Consider the following 21,375-nt stretch of genomic DNA (forward strand, 5'->3'; position numbering starts at 1 on the left):
CCAGCACGGCAACCGTGCGTTTTGTACTCAGTCACGGGCTCCAACACCCAAGCGCGGGGCAAACTGCACGGTCTCGTCTGGCTACCACCAGACTTTACCGTACTGGTCAGTACTGAACATACAAGCGCACGGCGCGCAGGCAGCATTGAAAAAGCCCGGTTGGCGACCTGCCACCGGGCTTTTTCATGCGGGTCGCGCATGCGGATCAGCGCGATGCGAGCGGATTCTTCTGCCCGATGTCGACGACCAGCGTGCCGTCCGGCAGCATCCGCACCGAGCCCTGCGCGACCTGGCTGCGGTATCCGTACAGGTCGAACCGCATCGGGCCCGCCTCGGCCGAATTCCGGATCAACGCGCGCACGTTCAGTTCGAGCACGTTGAACATCTTCATGTCGCCGCCTTCCATCCACATGTAGCTCGGTGCATCGATCTGCGGCCGCTTCGGCGTGGGTGCACCCGCTGCGCGCCGGAACGTGAGACGCAAGCCGTCGCGTTCGACCGTTGCCTGGCCGAGCTTGCCGTTCAGCACGGGCGGCGGGAACACGGTGTACTGGTCGAGTACGAGCGTGTCGCCGCGCAGTTCCGCGCCGCGTCGGCGCAACGGCGTCAGCGACGCGAGCTCGATGCCGAGCGAGCGCAGCAGCGTCGCCTGCGGGATGCCGAGCACCGACACCTGCGACGGCTTGAAGGCGAGGTGCCGGTCGTCGAGCACCGTCAGCGAGCCCTTCATGTCGGTGGGCAGCCAGACCCCCGGTACGTGATTCCACAGCTTGATGCCGCCCTGGACGCGCAGGTTCTGCCCGTCCGCGCTCAGTTGCAGGTCGTTCAGCGAACGCGGCGAATAGTCGAGCAGGTAGTTGTTGAAGAGCGCCGACATCGCCTTCCACGATTCGACGACCGTGCCGCCGAGAATGCGGATGTCGTACTGGTTCGGATCGTCGAGATCGACTGGTTCGCCGGGCCGTCTCGACACGAGTTCCACGTCGAGATCCTCGACATGAAAGCCGATATCGCCGGACAGGTTGAAGTCGACGTTGCGCAGATGGATCGTTGGGTTGCGGTTCGACACGTGCCGTTCGTTGAACGGCGTCGTCGACGTGCGCCGCATCGCGACCTTCTGCATGCCGGGCCGCATCGCATCCGCAGCGAGCGCGTACGCTTCCCAGTGCTGGCGCACGTCGCGCAGCGCAGTCTGCTGCGCGGCGAGGAAGCTGTCGTTCAGGCGCGCCGCCGCGTTGCCGAGCAGCGCGCCGCTCGCCGGGCCCGTATACGAAGGCATCCGGATCGCCATCGCGCCGCTTTCGTCGAAGTTGAAGTAACCGGCCGACACCTGGTCGCGATAGTGATACAGGTCGAACACGAACGTCTGCTCGCGCTTCGACGAATCGACCGGACCGATCAGGATGTCGGCGTTCATCGGCATCGAGCGCATGAACTTCACGTCGCCGCCGCGGATGTACATCGCCTGCTGCGGGGCATTCGCCGGCATCGCGAAGCCGGCATGCGTGCCGTCGTCGAGCTTCAGGTCGAGGCCTGCCGGCGTCACGCGCACGGCGGTGATCGTGAGCTTCAGGCGCGGTGGCGGCATCAGCTTGTCGACCGCCATCACGAGATCGTCGCCGGCAAGTTGCGCGATCGGGGTCTGCACCTTCAGCAGGTCGGCCATCTTCACGTTGGCCGCGCGCATCACCGGCTGCGCGTTGATACCCGACACGCGTACGCCGGTCGGGTGGAACACGAGCTGGCTGCCGTCGCGGATCGCGAGCGTGCCGGTCAGCGAGAACGGTACCCAGCCGTCGCGCTGCATCTCGCCTTGCAGATGGATCACGCCGTCGCCGGCCGACACCGCGAGCTTGCGCAGCGGCGCGTTGCGATAGCCGAAGATGTAGGTGTTGAAGAGGGCGGTCAGCTTCGCGTTGTCGAGCGTCACCGTGCCTTCATGTACGTCGATCTCGAAGCTCGTCGGATCGTCGAAGACGATCGGCGCGCCGGCCTGCGTCGGCACGAGCGTGGCCGACAACTGGTGGATGAAGAAGCCGAGGTTGTTGACGATGCGGAAATCGACGTCGCGCAGGAACGTCATCGCGCCGTTCTGGCCCGAGTCGCGCAGCGTGAACGGGCGCGGCTGCGTGAGGCTGATCGATGCGAGCGACGGCACGGTGCGCGCGATCTGCTGTTCGCGCGCGAGCCGCTCGGCCTTGGTGCGTTCGATCTTCGTCGATGCGATGGACGTGTTGCTGTCGCGCTGCGCGGCCGATTCCGCGCAGCCGGTGCAGAGGACTGCAAGCGCCAGCGCGCCGCAGCCGAACACGCGGGACGTCGTGGGCGATCCCGGGGCGACCGTGCGTCGCAGGCCGGAAAACCAGTCGAAAATTGCCAAAGGCGAGCGATGGCCGCGCCGGACCGCATTCCGCATCGTCTGTCTCCATGTCTTGTCTTGATCGACGGCGGCGCGCGCGACTGCACGGCGCGAGCGTCGATGCCGTGCAGTGTGTCATAGCGCGCTAGAGCGGCGTTACCAAACAACGGACGCCCGGGCGCGGGGCGCCGGCGGGCGGCCAGACAACGGATTCGCGGTGGATGGACGGCCGTATCAAACGGCCGTTTGGTTTGTGCGGGCCGGCGGTCGGCGTCTTTCGAGGCAGCCCTGAAAAACCGCGGCCGGCCTTGGCCGGCGCGGGTTTCACCGGATGCGCACAGCAACGGCCGGTCAGACCAGCAGGCGCTCCCGGATCGCGTTTTGCGTGGCCGGATCGAGTTGCAGGCCGCTCTCGAGGTACGACGCCATCGAGCCGTACGACGTCACGACCTGATCGAAGGCCGCCTGCAGATAGTCGGCGTGTGCGCCTTGCAGTGCGGTCATCATGTCCGCCGCGTTTTGTCCGCCGGCTTGTCGGGCGTGGGCGACCGAAGCGGCGATATCGGCTGCGCTATAGACGTTGGTCAGCAGGTAGTCGGCCAGAATCGTTTGCCCGGAGATGCCGAGGATCGAGTGCAGAATGGCGGTCGCCCAGCCGGTGCGATCCTTGCCCGCCGTGCAGTGGAACACCAGATTGTCGCCGCTGCCCGCGAAGCCGGTGAACAGCGCGTGGTAGCTGGCGTGCGCGCTGTCCGACGTGACGAATGCGCGATACATGCTCAGCATGAATGCCGTCGCGGTCGCGCCGCTCGTCGGAATCGGGTCGATACTGGCGGCCCCGAGCACGTTGAGGTTTTGCCAGGCGGCGCCGGCGAGCGGTACATCGGGTTGCGTCTTGATCTCGGCGGGCGTGCGCAGGTCATCGACCTGCGTGATGCCGAGCGTGCCGACGGTCGCGACGTCGGCGGCGGACAGCGCGAGCGCGGGCGAGCGATAGATCGCGCCTTTCTTCATCTTCGCGCCGCTGGTCGTCACGTAGCCGGTTCCGTCCGGCCCGGCCGTGTCGCGAAAGTTCGACGCGGACGCCAGCCGCGGCGTCGTGACCGGCGCGACCGCTATCGCGTCGCCGCCGCATGCCGACAGCAGCGACGCGCTTCCCAGCGCGATGCCGATCGTGCCGGCGCCCAGCCGGAGAAAATGTCGACGGGAAATTTCGTTTTTCTGATGCATTCGATGCCCTGTGTCGGAGACGGTTACCAGGCGTCGCGACCGCGGTGCCGCTGCCCGCGCGCGACATGGCAAGGCCGGGGCGAGCCGGGTCGATCGGCATGCAGTCGGACGGCTTGCCGGGCACGTCGATCTCGCGCCGGCTTACCGCACGGTAGCGATTTGCCGTGAAGCGGCCATCGTCCTTTTCGATTAGGGGCGAATGCCGGGTAGCGGCGCGGCCCCGGGCATCGACCGATACGCGCGGCGATGGCGGCGAGGTAAGATCGGCATCAGTGGCGGGTTCGATATCACGACACGGCAGCCATCACGGGGAAGCGCCATGGACCTGAAGGAAGTCGACGTACTCGGTGCGGGGGTGGGCGATCACTGGTACTACGCGTCGAAGGCGAGCGCGATTCGCCGGTTCCTGGGCGCGTCGGGCGCGAACCGGATACTCGACGTCGGTGCGGGCTCCGGTTTTTTCTCGAAGCATCTGCTCGAACGCACGCAAGCGACGGAAGCGTGGTGTGTCGATACGAGCTATGCCGACGACAGCGACGGCGAGGCGGCCGGCAAGCCCATCCACTTTCGGCGCGCCGTCGATCGATTCGATGCCGATCTCGTGTTGCTGATGGACGTGCTCGAGCATGTCGACGACGACGTCGGGCTGCTGACGCAGTACGTGCAGGGTGCGCCGTCGGGCAGCCGGTTCCTGATCACGGTGCCCGCGTTCCAGTTCCTGTGGAGCGGCCACGACGATTTCCTCGAACACAAGCGCAGGTATACGCTCGGCGGCCTCGAGGGCGTGGTGCGGCGTGCCGGGCTCGACGTCGAGCACGGCGCCTATTATTTCGGCCTCACGTTTCCGCTCGCGGCCGCGTTGCGGCTGGGCGAGCGGGCGCGTTCGCAGCCGCGCGAGCCTGCGTCGCAACTGCGTCGTCATCATCCGTTCGTCAACGGCTTGCTGAAGACGATCTGCCGCATCGAGCTGCCGATGTTCCGCTTCAATCGCGTCGCCGGCCTGACGGTCATCTGCGTCGCACGCAAGCGGTGACGACGATGCGCGGTGAGTGCCGCGGATTGCCTGCATCGCCGCCATCACGCCAAAAAATTGCACGAGAACATTCACAAAATGCATGCGACCCGTTCTAAATCGGGAAACTGTCTGTTATAATTTTTTTCTTTCGGGGCGTAGCGCAGCCTGGTAGCGTACCTGCATGGGGTGCAGGTGGTCGGAGGTTCAAATCCTCTCGCCCCGACCAGACAAGAACCCGCGTCAGCTCAAGCTGACGCGGGTTTTTTCTTGGCCGCCGCTTTTTTGCACATAGCAACGCGGCCCCGGTAAAATGCAAGGTTGATCCACGGAAAGCGCCGTGATTTAGCGGAAGAGGATTCCCCGAACATGACTGATCTTCGTCTTACCATGCGGTTCGCTGCAGTGCTCGCCACCGGCGCGCTCGTCGCCGGTTGCGGTACGTCGTCGCCCACGAAAGTGGACTACAAGAGCGATTCGAAATCGAAGGAAGCGTCGCTCGCAGTGCCGCCCAACATGCTCGACGAGACGGCCGATCAGCGTTCGCTGCCGCCCCAGGGCGGCGCGACTTCCCTGTCCGCGCTCCAGCAGGTCCAGCAGGCCGCGCCTGCGCTGGACACCGTCGCGCCGGCCGTCGCCGGCATGCATATCCAGCGCGACGGCACCGAAAGCTGGCTCGTGATCGACGGCAAGCAGCCGGCCGCGATCTGGCCGCAGGTTCGCCGTTTCTGGCAGGAGCAGGGCTTCCTGCTCGTCGTCGACCAGCGCGACAAGGGCGTGATGGAAACCGACTGGAACGAAACCCATCCGCAGATCAACGACGGCTTGATCCGCAGCGTGATCTCGAAGGCGATGGGCAATTCGTATGTGACGGCCGAGCGCAACAAGTACCGCACGCGTCTCGATTCGGCGCCGAACGGCGGCACCTACGTGTTCATCAGCCAGAAGGGCATGCGCGAGGCGATCACCGGCGCGAACAACGATTCGAGCAAGTGGGAACCGAAGCCGAACGATCCGGCGCTCGAGACGGAATACCTGAAGCGGCTGATGGCCGTGCTCGCGCAGAACGAGCAGCGCGCGAAGAACGGCGAACCGCCGATCGCGAACATCAAGGACAACGCGGTCTCGAAGGACAAGAAGGCCGATGCCGACGCGTCGTCGAAGGCTGCCGCGGCGATCGCTGCGCAGAACGTCTCGCGTACGTCGGCGCAAGGCAATGACGCGGCCGAAGCGGCCGTGCCGTCCGAAGTCACGCTCGGCGAGCCGTACGACCGGTCGTGGCTGCACGTCGGTCTCGCGCTCGATCGCGCGAATTTCACCGTCGACGATCGCGATCGCACGAAGGGCCTGTATTTCGTGCGCTATGTCGATCCGAAGGATCTGAGCTCGGCCGAGCAGGGCTTCTGGAGCCAGCTGTTCCACGGCAAGAAGGAAAAGCAGGCGAAGCAGTATCGCGTCAACGTGAAGGCGCTTACGGCCGATCAGACGCGTGTCGCGGTCGTCGACGATTCGGGCGCAATCGATTCGTCGTCGGCCGCTCGCCAGATCATGGGGTTGCTCGTGAATCAGCTCCGCTGATCCCGGCGTCTCCGCACCCTTGAAAAGCCCGCCATTCGGCGGGCTTTTTTCATGTCCGCTCGCCAGCGTGTGCGCATGTTCGGCGGGGCCCGTCCCTTCTCGTGACGTTACGTAACATCCGCGCGTTACGACGACAGAACACGTGTCACATTGTCGTCGATCTAAAAATTTTTCCTTATAAATCAATGGAATATTGCGCGTGTAATGCCTGGCACGAAACCTGCTTTATAGGTTTGAATCGTTAGAACAGGGAGGACGGCGTCAGGGACCGGGAATGCGCGGCGAGCGCATGAACAACGGGATCGACGCCTTCACATGCCGACGCGCCAAGCGTCGGCGCAACAGATGATGGTCCGCGCCAGCGTGCGGATCTCGATGGCCCCGTCGCCTATCCTCGTAGGGCGACGGTTTCGCCCGCGCTTCTCTGAAGCGCGGGCTATTTTTTTGGTGCCGTCGCCATGTCGTATCCGGGTAGCCGATGTGCGGCGCGGGATTCGCGTATTCTCGGACTTTTTCGGATGAAGGAGGCGGGAATGGCGGAAATTGCAGTCGTGGCGCTGATCGTGGCGAAGCCGGGGGCCGAGGAAAAACTGCGCGCCGTGCTCGAGGGAATCGTCGAGCCGACCCGCAACGAAGCCGGCGCGTTGCAGTACGACCTGCACCGCGATCTGAAGGAGCCCGCGCGGTTCGTATTCGTCGAGCGTTGGGAGAGCGAGGAGGCGCTGGCCGCTCATGCGCGTTCCGCGCATATTCTCGCTTATCGCGAAGCGGCCGCGGACTGGATCGAGCGTTCCGAAATCCGCGTGCTGTCGAAGCTCCTCTGAGTCTGAGCCGGGTGGGGCGACCGGACGTGTCCGGTCGCGGCGGCGCGTCAGTGCGACGCGCTGGGTACGTCGAGAATCAGGATGATCGTCCAGTCTGCGTCGCCGTCATGGTGATACTGGCGCTCGGCAACGATGAACGGTTGCTGCTTGCCTTGCGGGCCGAGGAACAGCACGTCGCCCTCCATCGGCAGGCACTCGATCGGCGGCAGCGCGAGGAACGCGTCGTCCGAGCCGCGGGGCATCAGTTGCTTGATCTTGCGAGTGGCGGCTTCGGTCCACTCGATGTCGAGTTGAATGTTGCTCATGCTGTCCTCCGCACCGGGGTGCGCACGGGTGGAAAATTTCGGTGCGCGACTTTAGCACAGCGCGCGGGCGCCGCAACCAAAAAAGCCGAACCCGGTTGCCCGGATTCGGCTTTTCGCTGATGCGGTGCCGCCGAACTTACTGGCTGGCAGCGTCTGCAGCCTTTGCCTTCTTGCCGGCCTTCTTCGCAGCTGCCTTGTGATGCGCAGCCTTCTTGCCGTGGTGATGCTCTTCCTGCGCCGCCGGCTGAGCCGCTTCGGCCGCTTGCTGCTGTTGCAGCGCTTGTGCACGCTGCTCGATCTCGGCGATCTTGGCCGGATCGGTGATGGTCTGGATCTGCGTGCTCTCTTGCGCATACGCTGCGCCAGTCAGCGCCGACATCGCTACCAGGATAGCCAGGGACGTCTTCTTCATTGCTTTACCTCCGCTAAGTGGTGATGAACCCGAGTGTTGCCGTTTTGTCTGGCGACTGCAATCGAGTGCGTGTCGAGTGTAACAAAAGTGACGGATCAATGTGCACCGGATCGCCGCACGACGCAAGGCCCCGTTGAAGTCGCGCAACACTTCGCGCGGTTCGTCACGCGCCTGCCATCCAGCGGAGTGCGGCGATTTCCGCGCCGTCGTCAAAACCAGCCGAGCCAACGATACACGTGGAATTGCGCGATCCCGACCAGCTCGTGCAGCGCGTGTTCGGCGTTGGCCACATTGCGCCAGCGCGGCAGCCACCCCGTCTGCGCGCGCCGGAGATTCGCATAAACGGGTTGCGGATCGATGCCGAAGCGGCGGAAATCGAGCAGCGCCCGGCGCATCTGGTACGACGACGTGACGAGAATGCGCGCGTCGTCATACTGTGAGCGTAGTATAGACGCAGTGAATTTCGCGTTTTCGTAGGTTGTACGGCTGTTCGGTTCGAGCACGAGGTCGGCCGGCGCCACGCCTTGCGCGACGAGCTGGCGCCCGTAGACGGCCGCCTCGGTATCGCCGTGATGCTGCGGATCGCCGCCCGACATCACCACGGTGCAGCGTTCGGCCTGCTGCCGGCACGTACGATAGAGCGCCGCAATCTTGCGGATGCGCGCGGCGCCGTCGGGCGGCGGCTGCAATCCGGCATCGGTGCGAAGCGTGCCGGCGCCGATGAGGATCAGCGTGGTTCGTCCATGCATGTCGGGATGCTCGACCGGCGTGACGCCGGCCTCGCTCCAGGCGATCAGCGGCGCGGCGAGCCAGCCCGTCGCGAGCAGCCAGAACAGCGCAGCGGCGACGATCGAAATGGTTCGACGCCGCTTGCGGCAGAGCATGAAACCGATGAAGAGAAGTACAAATGAATCGAACAGAATCAATTTGATTGGGGTATGGTGTCTTTTTATGGACGGCTGACGATCCGGCCCTGACGCGACGCCGAACAACGTCGGCCTCCAGAATCGGTGGCGGTTTCGGCGGGCGGAGACCCCGCCCGGCGCGCCGCTTCGCATTGTCGCTGCACTTTAAGAAAGAATCGAGATGGCCACGTATTCCAACGAAGCGGTGCTCGACGCATTGAGACGAGTGCAGTACCGCCAGGTACCGTGGGCACGCCGCCCGGGCGTGTTCGAGTATCTCCGTTCGCTCGGGCTGATGGACACGGTCAGGCAGAAGACCGTTGCCCCCGCACCGGGCTTCCATGCACCGGTCGACATCGCCGTACTGACCGACAGCGGTCGAGCCGAATTCTCGCGCCTCGAGCGCGACGAGAAATTACTGTCCTGGACTGATCGCCGCATGGACGACTACGCATTGAGCGAAGCGAGCGCCGTGGCGATTCTCGAAAGCCGCCTGTAGCGGTTCTTCATCCCGCCCCGTGCATCGCCGCGGCAGGCCGGCGACGCAAAAAAAGCCCGTATCGCGAGGATACGGGCGTACCGGATACTTTTGCTGCTGCCACGCTGTGCTCATGGCAACGATGTGACTCGCTGCATGCGGCGCAGTTCCCGGATGCGGGCATTTTCTTTGGCGAAACGTCGAAATCGGCAGGACTACGGATGACGCGGCACGCCCGGCGGCTGCGAGCCGATCCGCGCCCGTGCGTTGCTCGCGATGTCGCCACGCAAGTCGCCGCGCGGCACGGTTTGCCGGCTGGACGAGTTGGCGGACGGCGGCTGGCGGAGGGTGTTGCGATGATCCTGCTGGCGATGGGGCGGCTTCACGCGATCGTCGGCATGGACAGGAGCGGCGAGCGCCACGGAAACGACAATGCCGCATGCAACGAGCAGTGACATTGTTTTCATGGCGGGGCTCCCTTCAAGCCGTCCGTGCGGCCTGTTGATATGTCGCTAAGGTAAGCGTGGGAGTGCAGGCTTGCTGTAAATAATAGTAAATAGATGTTTCGCGGCACGACAACGGTAATCGACGGCAAGACATGCGTCGCGACAAAGTCGCATCGCAGAAAGAAACCGGGCGGCCGAAGCCGCCCGATCGAGCATGCGTTACGCCATCTTGACGGGCGCGCGCCAGGATTCCGGGTTGGTCCAGAAGGCGCCGCGCAGCCGGTCGCGGCTCGGCGGGGCAGGCGGCTTCGCCGCGCTTGCGCCGATGCGTCCGCGCAGCGAGATTTGCCGACCGCTCGTGCCGAGTCGCTTCACGATCTCGGCGAGCGTGCCGTCGGCCTGCCATTCGTCGAAGCGGCGGCGGCAGGTCGGCGGGGACGGATAGCGGCCCGGCAGTTTCGACCAACCTTCACCCGTCGACAGTACCCACAGTACGGCGTTGACCACCGACCGGGCTTCCACGCGGGGACGGCCGCGCCGCTCACTCCGTGCGGGCTCCGAGCAAAACAGACCCTCGACCAGCGCCCACTCGTTATCTCTCAAATCGTCGAACAGCATCATGTCCTCACCTCAGCGAAGCTAACTCCGGTGCGCTGCCCTGCGCCGCGCACTCTTCAGGCACTCGATCGGCGAGTGCCGGGTGGGGGCGTCCGGTTGGCCGGCAGCGGCGTTTCTGCTCTTCCGTCCGACGAAACCTGTGCCCTGTGCGCCAGGTAATGCACGAAGCGTGCCATGTCGGAGGTGAATTCCTCGAGAGCCGCTTGGCAGCGAGCTAACGGCTAAGTCAGCTAGGGGCGTATAAGACGCCAAAATAACCCGGCAGCAAATCGGGACAATCACCAATCTTGTGCAATTCGCCCGTGTCACGTGCGTTTGCGAACGTATTGCACCGCAGCGAAACATGTGCGGCGGGTGCCGGATTCGTTCGCCGAAGCCGGGTTCGCACATTAAAATCGCGCATCGATATCGACGATTGATGAGGTCAGGAGATGAACGTTACGCTGCGCCAGCTTCGCGTATTCATCGAAGTCGCGCGGCTCAGGAGCTTCAGTCGGGCGGGGGACGAGATCGGGCTCACGCAGTCCGCGGTCAGCCGCTGCGTGCGCGAGCTCGAGGCCGAACTCGGGCTGAAGCTGATCGACCGCACGACGCGCGACGTGCAACTGACCGACGTCGGCGCGAACCTGATCGCGAGCGTGTCGCGCCTGCTCGACGATCTCGACGACACGCTGCGCGAGATTCGCGAAATAGGGGAGCAGCGTCGCGGGCGCGTGATCGTCGCGGCAAGCCCGACGATCGCATGCAGGCTGATGCCGCGCGTGGTGGCGTCGTGCGAGCGCCAGTTCCCGTTCGTGACGCTCGGCCTGCGCGACGACGTGCAGAGCGACGTGCTGCGCAAGGTGAAGTCGAGCGAAGTCGACTTCGGCGTCGTGATCGGGCCGCTGACGGTCGCCGATCTCGTCTGCGAGCCGCTGATGACCGATTCGTTCTGCCTTGTCGCGCGCGCCGACCATCCGCTCGCGGCGCGGGCCGAGGTGCCGTGGACGGCGCTGGACGGCGAGCGCCTCGTGCTGCTCGATCATGCGTCGGGCAGCCGGCCGCTGATCGATGCGGCGCTGGCCACGCATCGCGTGAACGCGACGGTCATGCAGGAACTCGGGCATTCGGCGACCGTGTTCGGGCTGGTCGAGGCCGGTGTCGGCGTGAGCGTGCAGCCGTGGCTGTCGCTGCCGCTGCCCGCCGGCTCGACGCTCGTCGCACGGCCGCTCACGCCGCGCACCGAGCGTACCGTCGAGCTGGTGCGTCGTCGCGACCGGTCGTTGTCGCCCGCCGCGCAGGCGATCTGGGAACTCGTGCGGCAGATGCCGGCGAGGGCCGAGGATCTCGACTGACGCTTGCCAACGTGCGCGGTCCGGCTTGCCGGCCGGTACACTACGCGGATCGTGTTCCTGGGCGGTGGTGCTCGATGACGCAATCCGCAGGTTTTTTCCCGGCAAACGACGAGCCGGCGGCGCGTGCCGCGGTGCAGGCGCTGCGTCCGTCGCTGATCCGCGAGGTCGCAAACGCCGGCTTCGGCGTGCCGGACATGCTGCCGTTCTGGTTCGGCGAATCCGATCGCGTGACGCCGGACTTCATCCGCGACGCCGCAGCGGCCGCGCTGCGCGACGGCACGACCTTCTACACGCACAATCTCGGCACGGCGCCGCTGCGCGACGCGATCGCGACCTATGTCGGCGCGCGTCACGGTGCGACGCCGGCGGACACGGTGGCCGTGACGAGTTCGGGTGTGAGTGCGCTGATGCTGGCTGCGCAGATGCTGGTCGGGCCGGGCGAGCGGGTCGTCGCGATCACGCCGCTGTGGCCGAATCTCGTCGAGATTCCGAAGATCCTCGGTGCACAGGTCGACTGCGTGCCGCTCGACTATGGCGACGCGGGCTGGCAGCTCGATGTCGGCCGGTTGCTCGCGGCGCTGACGCCCGATACGCGGATGCTGCTGATCAATTCGCCGAACAACCCGACCGGCTGGACGATGTCGCGCGACGATCAGCAGGTCGTGCTCGCCCATTGTCGCCGTCACGGCATCTGGCTGGTCGCCGACGAGGTGTACGAGCGGCTTGCATTCGGCGACGGCGGCGCGCCGTCGTTCCTCGATATCGCGTCGCGCGACGAGCGCGTCGTGGTCGTCAATTCATTCTCGAAGGCGTGGGCGATGACGGGCTGGCGGCTCGGATGGCTGATTGCGCCGGCATCGATGATGGGCGACCTGTCGAAGCTCGTCGAATACAACACGTCGTGTGCGCCGGGCTTCGTGCAGGCCGCGGCCGAGGTCGCGTTGCGCGACGGCGAGCCGTTCGTGCGGTCGTTCGTCGCGGCGCTGCGCGACGCGCGCGATCACCTGGTTGCCGCGCTGCGGACCCTGCCGGGCGTCGAGGTGCCGCCCCCGCCGGGCGCGATGTACCTGTTCCTGCGGCTGCCGGGTGCGGCCGACAGCCTGGCGTTCTGCACGACGCTGGTGCGCGAAGCGGGGCTCGGCCTTGCGCCCGGGCGCGCATTCGGCCCGGAGGGAGAAGGGTTCGTGCGCTGGTGCTACGCGTGCGATCCGGCGCGGCTCGATGCGGGCGTCGAGCGGCTGCGCCGGTTCCTTGCACGCGGCACGGGCGCCCGCTGAAGCGGGGCCGGAGCGGGCGCGCCGCCCGGGCGGCGGCCTGTTCCACTCATCTTTACGCACCGGGCAATTTTGCGTAATATGGCGCTCAGTCACGCGGTTCCGTCGTTGAGCCGTGCTGTTCCGTCCGGTTTGGGCCTGGCCTGAAGTTGGTTCGCCGCCCCCGGTTCGTGCTCCCATCAATATGACCGATCAGAATCGGGCGAGCGCGTCTTCCGTTCCTTTCGTCTGTTTGTTGATCCGGTTCGTTTGACCACAGGGTCTGGCCTAGCTGCATGAATACCCAAGAGGCGAAGATCGTCCTCGAGACTGCTTTGATCTGCGCGCAGGAACCGCTGAAGCTCGGCGATTTGCGCAAGCTCTTTGCCGACGGCGTGTCGGCTGACACGGTCCGCACGTTGCTCGAAGATCTGAAACAGGATTGGTCCGGTCGCGGTGTCGAACTGGTGGCGTTGGCGACCGGATGGCGCTTTCAGAGCAAGCCGGCGATGCGTCATTATCTCGATCGCCTGCATCCCGAGAAGCCGCCGAAATATTCGCGCGCGGTGCTCGAAACGCTCGCGATCATCGCGTACCGGCAGCCCGTCACGCGCGGCGACATCGAGGAGATTCGCGGCGTCACGGTCAATACGCAGGTGGTCAAGCAACTCGAGGATCGCGGCTGGATCGAGGTGATCGGTCATCGCGACGTGCCGGGGCGTCCGGCGCTGTATGCGACGACCAAGCAGTTCCTCGACGATCTCGGCCTGAAGGCGCTCGACGACCTGCCGGCGCTCGAAGAGCCGGCCGCGAACATCGAGGCCGCGCTGCTCGCGCAGCAGGCCATGGATTTCGACGGTGACGTGCCGGTGGCCGACGATGCGGCGGGCGACGTACCGCGGGCACTGGCGAATGAAGTGCCCGCCGGCGAGTCGGCCGAGGCCTCCGGCGATGCCGCGGCCGACGTCGCGTCGACGCAGGAAATGCCGAGTCGCGATACGCTCGATGCTGATCGCGGGCAAACGGAGCAGACGGAACAGGTTGGCGCCGAAGCAGTGCCGACCGATGTGCAGCCCGAGCCGCAGCCAGCGGATTGGAGCGAGGAAGATCGCAAGCCGGCCGCCGAAGCGGCTGCCGGAGACGGAGCGGAAGCGGCCGGCGACATGCCGGGCGGGGCCGATCAGGCCGACGCCTCCCGTTCCCGTCCCGCGGACGACGAGACGCTGGACGACACGTCCGACAGTCTCGCGGATGCCGTACGAAGCGCCAGTGCGCCCATCGGCGCCGACGCGCTGCCGGACGACGAAGCAGAACCCGAACAGCGTCGCGCCTGATCGCGGCCAACTTCTTGCCGCGCCCGCGCCGGGCGCGAGACCTGACATTTTGAGGTTGTTTTGACAGATATCCACGATATTGAATCGTCCGCGCCTGCCGTGCAGGCAGCGCGTGCCGACGATGCGCCGGAGCAGGATGCTTCGGCCGCGGGTGGCGACGAGCGTCCCCGCCGCGGTCTGCGGCGCGGCCCGCGCAGCCTGATCGCGCGGCGTCGCGCGGCGGCCAAGTCGAAGGGCGCCGAAGGCGAGCAGCAGGGTGCCGAGGGCGCGGATGCGCAGCCGGCCGAGGCCGCCGATGCGCCGCCGGCGCGTGCGCCGCGCAAGGAAGGTGCGGCCAAGGGCGGTCGCAAGCCGGCCGGCAAGCGCGAAAGTGCGGCCAAGGGCGGTCAAGGCGGCCAGGGCCGTCGCGGTGCATCGAAAGCCGAAGGTGGCGCGGCGAAGGCTGTGGAAGGCGATGCGTCCCAGGACGAACTGTTCGCGTACGTGACGTCGCCCGCCTTCGACGCGGACAACTCCGCGGGCGGTAGCGGCGTGCGTGCGCCGATGCTGCGTCGCGGCCGCAACCAGCCGGCGAACAAGCGCGTGCTGTCGCCGGACGACGACGCGCCGAAGCTCCACAAGGTGCTGGCGGAAGCGGGCATGGGCTCGCGCCGCGAAATGGAAGAACTGATCGTTGCCGGCCGCGTGTCGGTGAACGGCGAGCCCGCGCACATCGGCCAGCGGATCATGCCGACCGACCAGGTGCGGATCAACGGCAAGCCGGTCAAGCGCAAGCTGCCGAACAAGCCGCCGCGCGTGCTGCTGTATCACAAGCCGACCGGCGAGATCGTCAGCCACGCGGATCCGGAAGGTCGTCCGTCGGTGTTCGACCGCCTGCCGCCGATGAAGACGGCGAAATGGCTGGCGGTGGGCCGCCTCGACTTCAATACCGAAGGCCTGCTGATGCTGACGACCTCCGGCGACCTCGCGAACCGCTTCATGCATCCGCGTTACAGCGTCGAGCGCGAGTACGCGGTGCGTGTGGTCGGCGAGCTGGCCGAAGGCATGCGGCAGAAGCTGCTGCACGGGGTCGAGCTCGAAGACGGTCCGGCGAATTTCCTGCGCATCCGCGATGGCGGCGGCGAAGGCACGAACCACTGGTATCACGTCGCGCTGGCCGAAGGCCGCAACCGTGAAGTGCGCCGGATGTTCGAAGCGGTCGGCTTGATGGTGAGCCGGCTGATCCGTACGCGTCACGGCCCGATTCCGCTGCCGCGCGGCCTGAAGCGTGGTCGTTGGGAAGAGCTCGACGATGCGCAGGTGCGCAAGCTGATGGCGACCGTCGGCCTGAAGGCGCCGTCCGAGGAGAAGGGCAAGCGCGGCGGTGCCGGTCCGACCGAGCGGCGCCAGCCCGATCCGATGCAGACGTCGATGGGTTTCATCGGCCGCGAGCCGGTGCTGACGACGCACGGGCAACTCGACCAGCCGCGTCGCGGTGGTGGCCGGCGCGGCGCGCCGGGCCTGCCGGGCCTGAGCGGCTACGGCAGCCTGCCGGTTGCACCGTCGGGCTACGGCAACCGCACGGGCGGCGGTCGTGACGGCAACCGCATGGGTGGCGGCCGCGACGGCAACCGCGCCGGCGGTGGTCGCGATGTCGACGGCAATCGCGCGTCGTATGGCGCGGGCCCCAAGCGCGATGGCGCGGGTGGCAAGCGCGGCGGCAGCAAGGGCGGTGGTAACCGCACGCCGAACGGCAATCGTGCCGATGGCGGCGGCAACGGCGGCCCGCGCGGCGGTCCGCGTCCGCAGCGCAGTCGTACGCGCAGCCGCTAAGCGCCTGTCGGTCGGCGTGCGGCGGCCCAAGGCCGCTGGCGCGTCGGCCAGGCCGGCATCCGGCCGGCTTTGTCGACGCGTTTCGGCTGATCCGTGTCGCGTGCCGCGACAACGACGATCACCGGTGCGGCACGGGAGTACCGGTCGATCGGGTAGCCCGATTTCGCATTTTTGGTCCGTAAAGGCTGTCGACGCGCTGCTTTTACCGGCTGGCTTGGCGTTTGCGCCAAAAATCGCTATAATCGCGGAGTCGCTGGGCGTACGGATTCAATGTGCGGCTCAGGTGCGACCACCAGTAAGAAGATGGGCGTTCCGCCCATTTTTTTTTGCTGAAACGGTTAGGCATCTCGGGTAGCGCTTCCTGCGCCGGCTAAGGCGCGCGCCCGCGGGTGAATCGCGAGCGGCGGGCGCGAACACCTGAGAGGACACTGTGCAACTGACGGAACTGATAGAAACCACGGTCACCGGGCTCGGCTACGAGCTGGTGGAACTCGAGCGCACCGGGCGCGGCATGCTTTGCATCTATATCGATCAGCCTGCCGGCATCTCGCTCGATGACTGCGAAAAGGTTACGCGTCAGCTCCAGCACGTCTTGACGGTCGAAAATATCGATTACGAACGGCTCGAAGTCTCGTCCCCGGGGCTCGACCGCCCGTTGAAGAAGCTGGCCGACTTCGAGCGCTTCGCCGGCAGCGAAGTTTCCGTGACCTTGAAAAAGCCGCTGGACGGGCGCAAGACGTACCGGGGCATTCTGCACGCGCCGAATGGCGAAACGATCGGTTTGGAATTTGAGGGGAAGAAGGGCGAGGCAGCCATGCTGGATTTCACGCTGGCCGATATCGACAAAGCCCGCCTGATTCCGCAAGTTGACTTTAGGAGCCGCAAATAATGAGTCGCGAAGTGTTGATGCTGGTGGATGCGCTGGCGCGCGAGAAAAACGTCGACAAGGATGTGGTGCTGGGCGCCCTCGAGGCTGCGCTCGCGTCCGCTTCCAAGAAGCTGTTCGACGAAGGCGCCGAAATCCGCGTCCATATCGATCGCGAAAGCGGCGAGCACGAAACCTTCCGTCGCTGGCTCGTCGTGCCCGACGAGGCAGGCTTGCAGGAGCCGGATCGCGAGATCCTGCTGTTCGAAGCACGTGAGCAGAAGCCCGACGTCGAAGTCGGCGAGTATGTCGAGGAACCCGTTCCGTCGATCGAGTTCGGTCGCATCGGCGCGCAGGCCGCGAAGCAGGTGATCCTGCAGAAGGTGCGCGACGCGGAGCGCGAGCAGATCCTGAACGACTACCTCGAGCGTGGCGAAAAGATCATGACGGGTACGGTGAAGCGCCTCGACAAGGGCAACTTCATCGTCGAATCGGGCCGCGTCGAGGCGCTGCTGCGCCGCGATCAGCTGATCCCGAAGGAAAACCTGCGCGTGGGCGACCGCGTGCGTGCGTACATCGCGAAGGTCGACCGCACCGCGCGCGGCCCGCAGATCGAGCTGTCGCGTACGGCGCCCGAATTCCTGATGAAGCTGTTCGAGATGGAAGTGCCGGAAATCGAACAGGGCCTGCTCGAGATCAAGGCGGCTGCCCGCGACCCGGGCGTGCGCGCGAAGATCGGCGTCATCGCATACGACAAGCGGATCGATCCGATCGGCACCTGCGTCGGCATCCGCGGTTCGCGCGTGCAGGCCGTGCGCAACGAGCTCGGTGGCGAAAACATCGACATCGTGCTATGGTCGGAGGATCCCGCCCAGTTCGTGATCGGCGCGCTCGCGCCGGCAGCCGTCCAGTCGATCGTCGTCGATGAAGAAAAGCATTCGATGGACGTCGTCGTCGACGAGAACGAACTGGCTGTCGCGATCGGCCGCAGCGGTCAGAACGTTCGCCTTGCCGGCGAACTGACCGGCTGGCAGATCAACATCATGACGCCGGACGAATCCGCCCTGAAGCAGGGTGAAGAGCGCGACCGGCTGCGTGCACTGTTCATGGCGCGCCTCGACGTCGACGAAGAAGTTGCCGACATCCTGATCGACGAAGGCTTCACGAGCCTCGAAGAGATCGCGTACGTGCCGCTCAACGAAATGCTCGAAATCGAAGCGTTCGACGAGGACACCGTGCACGAACTGCGCAACCGCGCACGCGACGCGCTGCTGACGATGGCCATCGCGAACGAAGAAAAGGTCGAGAACGCAGCGCTGGATCTCAAGAGCCTCGACGGCATCACGCCGGAGCTGCTCGCGAAGCTGGCCGAACACGCCGTGCAGACGCGCGACGATCTCGCCGAGCTGGCTGTAGATGAACTGGTCGACATGACCGGGATGGAAGAGGATGCCGCTAAGGCGTTGATCATGAAAGCACGTGAACACTGGTTCCAGTGAGAAATGACCATGGCGCACTGATTTGATGGCGGCCGTATGGCCTGACCCGATGCTAACCGCAAGGAATCGGTCCTTGCACTAAGAGGAATGAATGGCGAGTAACAACGTAGCCCAATTTGCCGCGGAACTGAAAATGCCTGCTGGTGTGCTGCTCGAACAGCTGCAGGCAGCGGGCGTCCAGAAAGCGAGTGAAGACGATGCGCTGTCCGAAGCGGACAAGGCGCGTCTGCTCGATCATTTGCGCAAGTCACACGGCGCAACCGACGGCGACAAGCGCAAGATCACGCTGACCCGCAAGCATACGTCGGAGATCAAGCAATCTGACGCGACGGGCAAGGCTCGCACCATTCAGGTCGAGGTTCGCAAGAAGCGTACGTTCGTCAAGCGCGACGACGTGAGCGAAGGTGCGGAACAGGGTCAGGCGCAGGTCGCCGAAGCGGACGACGATGCGGAACTGAAGCGTCGCGAGGAAGAAGCGCGCCGCGAGGCCGAGCTGCTCGAGAAGCAGGCGCAGGAGCTGCGCGAGCGTCAGGAACGCCTCGAACGCGAGGAAGCCGAGCGTCGCGCCCGCGAGGAAGCGGCCGAGGCCGAGCGTCGTCGCGCCGAGGAAGAAGCCGCGGCGAAGCGTGCCGCGGCGGAAGCCGCCGCAGCGCAGCAGGCGGCAGCCCAGCAGGCCGCCGCCGAGCAGGAAACCGCGCCGACGCAGTCCGCGCAGGACGAGGCACGCGCAGCCGCCGAACGTGCGGCGCAGCGCGAAGCGGCGAAGAAGGCCGAGGACGCTGCCCGCGAGGCGGCCGACAAGGCGCGCGCCGAGCAGGAAGAGATCAGCAAGCGTCGCGCGGCGGCGGAGGCCGAAGCGCGCGCGATCCGCGAAATGATGAACACGCCGCGCAAGGCCGTGGTCAAGGCAGTCGAGCCGCCGAAGCCGGCGGAACCGGCGAAGCCGGCCGAAGCGAAGGGCACGCTGCACAAGCCGGCGAAGCTGGAAGGTGCGCAGGCGCGTCCGGCCGTGAAGAAGCCGGCCGGCGCCGCGGCACCGGCCACGACGCAAGCGCCGGCAGGCGCGGGCGACCGCAACAAGAAGCCGGGCGCAGGCAAGGGCGGCTGGCAGGACGACGCGTCGAAGCGTCGCGGCATCAAGACGCGCGGCGACTCGAGCGGCGGCGTCGACCGCGGCTGGCGCGGCGGCCCGAAGGGTCGCGGCCGTCACCAGGACAGCGCATCGTCGTTCCAGGCGCCGACCGAACCGATCGTCCGTGAAGTGCACGTGCCGGAAACGGTGTCGGTTGCCGATCTCGCGCACAAGATGTCGATCAAGGCCTCCGAAGTCATCAAGGTGATGATGAAGATGGGCCAGATGGTCACGATCAACCAGGTGCTGGACCAGGAAACGGCGATGATCATCGTCGAGGAACTGGGCCACCGCGCGGTCGCCGCGAAGCTGGACGATCCGGAAGCGCTGCTCGTCGAAGGCGAAACCGGTACCGATGCGGAGCAACTGCCGCGTCCGCCGGTCGTCACGGTGATGGGTCACGTCGACCACGGCAAGACCTCGCTGCTCGACCACATCCGCCGCGCGAAGGTTGCCGCGGGCGAAGCGGGCGGCATCACGCAGCACATCGGCGCTTATCACGTCGACACGCCGCGTGGCGTCATCACGTTCCTCGATACGCCGGGTCACGAAGCGTTTACGGCAATGCGTGCACGCGGCGCGAAGGCGACCGACATCGTGGTGCTGGTGGTGGCGGCCGACGACGGCGTGATGCCGCAGACGAAGGAAGCGATCGCCCACGCGAAGGCGGGTGGCGTGCCGATCGTCGTCGCGATCAACAAGATCGACAAGCCGGAAGCGAACCCGGATCGCGTCAAGCAGGAGCTGGTCGCGGAAGGCGTCGTGCCGGAAGAATACGGTGGCGATTCGCCGTTCGTGCCGGTGTCGGCGAAGACGGGCGCAGGGATCGACGATCTGCTCGAGAACGTGCTGCTGCAGGCCGAAGTGCTGGAACTGAAGGCACCGGTCGAGGCGCCGGCCAAGGGCATCGTGATCGAAGCGAAGCTCGACAAGGGTAAAGGCCCGGTCGCGACGATCCTGGTGCAGTCCGGTACGCTGAACCGCGGCGACATCGTGCTGGCCGGTACGGCTTACGGCCGCGTCCGTGCGATGCTCGACGAGAACGGCAAGCCGACGAAGGAAGCCGGTCCGTCGATCCCGGTCGAAATCCAGGGTCTGTCGGAAGTGCCGGGTGCGGGCGAGGAAGTGATCGTGCTGCCGGACGAGCGCAAGGCGCGCGAAATCGCGCTGTTCCGTCAAGGCAAGTTCCGCGACGTGAAGCTCGCGAAGCAGCAGGCCGCGAAGCTGGAAAGCATGCTCGAGCAGATGGGCGAAGGCGAAGTGCAGAACCTGCCGCTCATCATCAAGGCAGACGTGCAGGGTTCGCAGGAAGCGCTCGTGCAGTCGCTGCTCAAGCTGTCGACCGACGAAGTGCGCGTGCAGATCGTGCACAGCGCGGTCGGTGGCATCAGCGAAAACGACGTCAACCTCGCGACGGCATCGAAGGCGGTCATCATCGGCTTCAACACGCGTGCGGATGCTCAGGCACGCAAGCTGGCCGAAGCGAACGGCATCGATATCCGCTACTACAACATCATCTACGACGCAGTGGATGAGGTGAAGGCGGCGATGTCGGGCATGCTGGCGCCGGAGAAGCGCGAAGTCATCACCGGCATGGTCGAGGTGCGCCAGGTCTTCAAGGTACCGAAGGTCGGCACGGTCGCAGGCTGTATGGTCACGGACGGTATCGTCAAGCGCTCGTCGTCGGTGCGCGTGCTGCGCAACAACGTCGTGATCTTCACGGGCGAACTCGAATCGCTGAAGCGTTTCAAGGACGACGTGAAGGAAGTGAAGCAAGGCTTCGAGTGCGGTATGTCGGTGAAGAACTTCAACGACATCATCGAAGGCGACCAGTTCGAAGTCTTCGAAGTGACCGAAGTCGCGCGGACGCTGTAATCGTCGCGTAATCGGCTCATGGGCGGGGCAGGCTTGGGCCTGTCCCGCCCATTTTCATGGTGGCGTGCCGAACATGGCCGCCGCTTCATCCTGATAAACGGATC

At 65.7% G+C, this 21,375-nt stretch carries 17 protein-coding genes, 1 tRNA gene and 1 pseudogene; 12 read left to right on the forward strand and 7 right to left on the reverse strand.

Annotation, left to right across the window (positions count from 1 at the left end; all coding sequences use genetic code 11):
- Window positions 1-205 precede the first annotated feature (205 nt).
- A complete protein-coding gene (locus MMB92_RS29945; protein ID WP_060210813.1) occupies window positions 206-2,416 on the reverse strand; it encodes a hypothetical protein in 2,211 nt (736 codons plus the stop codon).
- Window positions 2,417-2,710: 294 nt separating this feature from the next.
- Entirely contained in the window at window positions 2,711-3,589 is an 879-nt protein-coding gene (locus tag MMB92_RS29950) for a tyrosine-protein phosphatase (RefSeq protein ID WP_277563136.1), read from the reverse strand.
- Between the two features lie 319 nt (window positions 3,590-3,908).
- On the opposite strand from MMB92_RS29950, the gene MMB92_RS29955 reads away from it, so the two are divergent.
- The 4 genes from MMB92_RS29955 to MMB92_RS29970 all read left to right on the forward strand — a co-directional run bounded on the left by MMB92_RS29955 (window position 3,909) and on the right by MMB92_RS29970 (window position 7,003).
- On the forward strand, window positions 3,909-4,622 hold the full coding sequence (locus tag MMB92_RS29955) for a methyltransferase domain-containing protein (RefSeq protein ID WP_006495357.1): 714 nt from the start codon (window positions 3,909-3,911) through the stop codon (window positions 4,620-4,622).
- 131 nt (window positions 4,623-4,753) lie between these two features.
- Window positions 4,754-4,830: transfer RNA gene (locus MMB92_RS29960), tRNA-Pro, on the forward strand.
- A gap of 140 nt (window positions 4,831-4,970) precedes the next feature.
- Window positions 4,971-6,179: an outer membrane protein assembly factor BamC gene (bamC, locus tag MMB92_RS29965; RefSeq protein WP_012492557.1), complete on the forward strand. Its 1,209-nt coding sequence runs from the start codon at window positions 4,971-4,973 to the stop codon at window positions 6,177-6,179.
- A 533-nt stretch (window positions 6,180-6,712) separates the two neighbouring features.
- Complete coding sequence (locus MMB92_RS29970) at window positions 6,713-7,003, forward strand: putative quinol monooxygenase (protein ID WP_006486097.1); 291 nt, start codon at window positions 6,713-6,715, stop codon at window positions 7,001-7,003.
- A gap of 47 nt (window positions 7,004-7,050) precedes the next feature.
- On the opposite strand, the gene MMB92_RS29975 is transcribed toward MMB92_RS29970, so the two are convergent.
- The 3 genes from MMB92_RS29975 to MMB92_RS29985 form a co-directional block, all read right to left on the reverse strand.
- Window positions 7,051-7,308, reverse strand: a complete 258-nt coding sequence (locus MMB92_RS29975; protein ID WP_006486090.1) for a hypothetical protein — start codon at window positions 7,306-7,308, stop codon at window positions 7,051-7,053.
- A 136-nt stretch (window positions 7,309-7,444) separates the two neighbouring features.
- Complete coding sequence (locus MMB92_RS29980; RefSeq protein ID WP_006486101.1) at window positions 7,445-7,720, reverse strand: hypothetical protein; 276 nt, start codon at window positions 7,718-7,720, stop codon at window positions 7,445-7,447.
- Between the two features lie 209 nt (window positions 7,721-7,929).
- Window positions 7,930-8,646 carry a YdcF family protein gene (locus tag MMB92_RS29985; protein WP_012492558.1) on the reverse strand — a complete coding sequence of 239 codons (717 nt, stop codon included), beginning with the start codon at window positions 8,644-8,646 and terminating at the stop codon, window positions 7,930-7,932.
- A gap of 160 nt (window positions 8,647-8,806) precedes the next feature.
- On the opposite strand from MMB92_RS29985, the gene MMB92_RS29990 reads away from it, so the two are divergent.
- On the forward strand, window positions 8,807-9,124 hold the full coding sequence (locus tag MMB92_RS29990) for a hypothetical protein (RefSeq protein ID WP_006495354.1): 318 nt from the start codon (window positions 8,807-8,809) through the stop codon (window positions 9,122-9,124).
- Window positions 9,125-9,318: 194 nt separating this feature from the next.
- Here the strand turns inward: MMB92_RS29990 and MMB92_RS29995 are convergent, their stop codons facing one another.
- Together MMB92_RS29995 and MMB92_RS30000 are read right to left on the reverse strand one after the other, a co-directional pair.
- Complete coding sequence (locus tag MMB92_RS29995) at window positions 9,319-9,570, reverse strand: hypothetical protein (RefSeq protein WP_006495353.1); 252 nt, start codon at window positions 9,568-9,570, stop codon at window positions 9,319-9,321.
- Between the two features lie 210 nt (window positions 9,571-9,780).
- A pseudogene (locus MMB92_RS30000) lies at window positions 9,781-10,167 on the reverse strand (transposase); the annotation flags it as partial.
- Between the two features lie 431 nt (window positions 10,168-10,598).
- On the opposite strand from MMB92_RS30000, the gene MMB92_RS30005 reads away from it, so the two are divergent.
- From MMB92_RS30005 to infB, 7 genes are all read left to right on the forward strand, one after another.
- The gene (locus MMB92_RS30005; RefSeq protein ID WP_006495352.1) at window positions 10,599-11,501 is read left to right on the forward strand and encodes a LysR family transcriptional regulator; all 903 of its coding nucleotides are present in this window, start codon (window positions 10,599-10,601) and stop codon (window positions 11,499-11,501) included.
- Window positions 11,502-11,575: 74 nt separating this feature from the next.
- Window positions 11,576-12,778, forward strand: a complete 1,203-nt coding sequence (locus tag MMB92_RS30010; protein ID WP_258255465.1) for a pyridoxal phosphate-dependent aminotransferase — start codon at window positions 11,576-11,578, stop codon at window positions 12,776-12,778.
- Between the two features lie 272 nt (window positions 12,779-13,050).
- Entirely contained in the window at window positions 13,051-14,088 is a 1,038-nt protein-coding gene (gene scpB, locus MMB92_RS30015) for an SMC-Scp complex subunit ScpB (protein WP_048986597.1), read from the forward strand.
- Between the two features lie 60 nt (window positions 14,089-14,148).
- Window positions 14,149-15,900: a 23S rRNA pseudouridine(2605) synthase RluB gene (rluB, locus tag MMB92_RS30020; RefSeq protein WP_043204911.1), complete on the forward strand. Its 1,752-nt coding sequence runs from the start codon at window positions 14,149-14,151 to the stop codon at window positions 15,898-15,900.
- Between the two features lie 430 nt (window positions 15,901-16,330).
- Window positions 16,331-16,789 (forward strand): ribosome maturation factor RimP, encoded by a 459-nt coding sequence (gene rimP / locus MMB92_RS30025; protein ID WP_006490686.1) that lies wholly within the window; start codon window positions 16,331-16,333, stop codon window positions 16,787-16,789.
- The gene (nusA, locus tag MMB92_RS30030; RefSeq protein WP_006495348.1) at window positions 16,789-18,264 is read left to right on the forward strand and encodes a transcription termination factor NusA; all 1,476 of its coding nucleotides are present in this window, start codon (window positions 16,789-16,791) and stop codon (window positions 18,262-18,264) included. The genes rimP and nusA overlap by 1 nt, the downstream gene beginning before the upstream one ends.
- A 91-nt stretch (window positions 18,265-18,355) precedes the next feature.
- Complete coding sequence (gene infB / locus MMB92_RS30035) at window positions 18,356-21,271, forward strand: translation initiation factor IF-2 (protein WP_277563137.1); 2,916 nt, start codon at window positions 18,356-18,358, stop codon at window positions 21,269-21,271.
- Window positions 21,272-21,375: the final 104 nt, after the last annotated feature.

It is taken from the genome of Burkholderia sp. IO2 (genome assembly GCF_029522185.1).
GTDB lineage: Bacteria > Pseudomonadota > Gammaproteobacteria > Burkholderiales > Burkholderiaceae > Burkholderia > Burkholderia cenocepacia.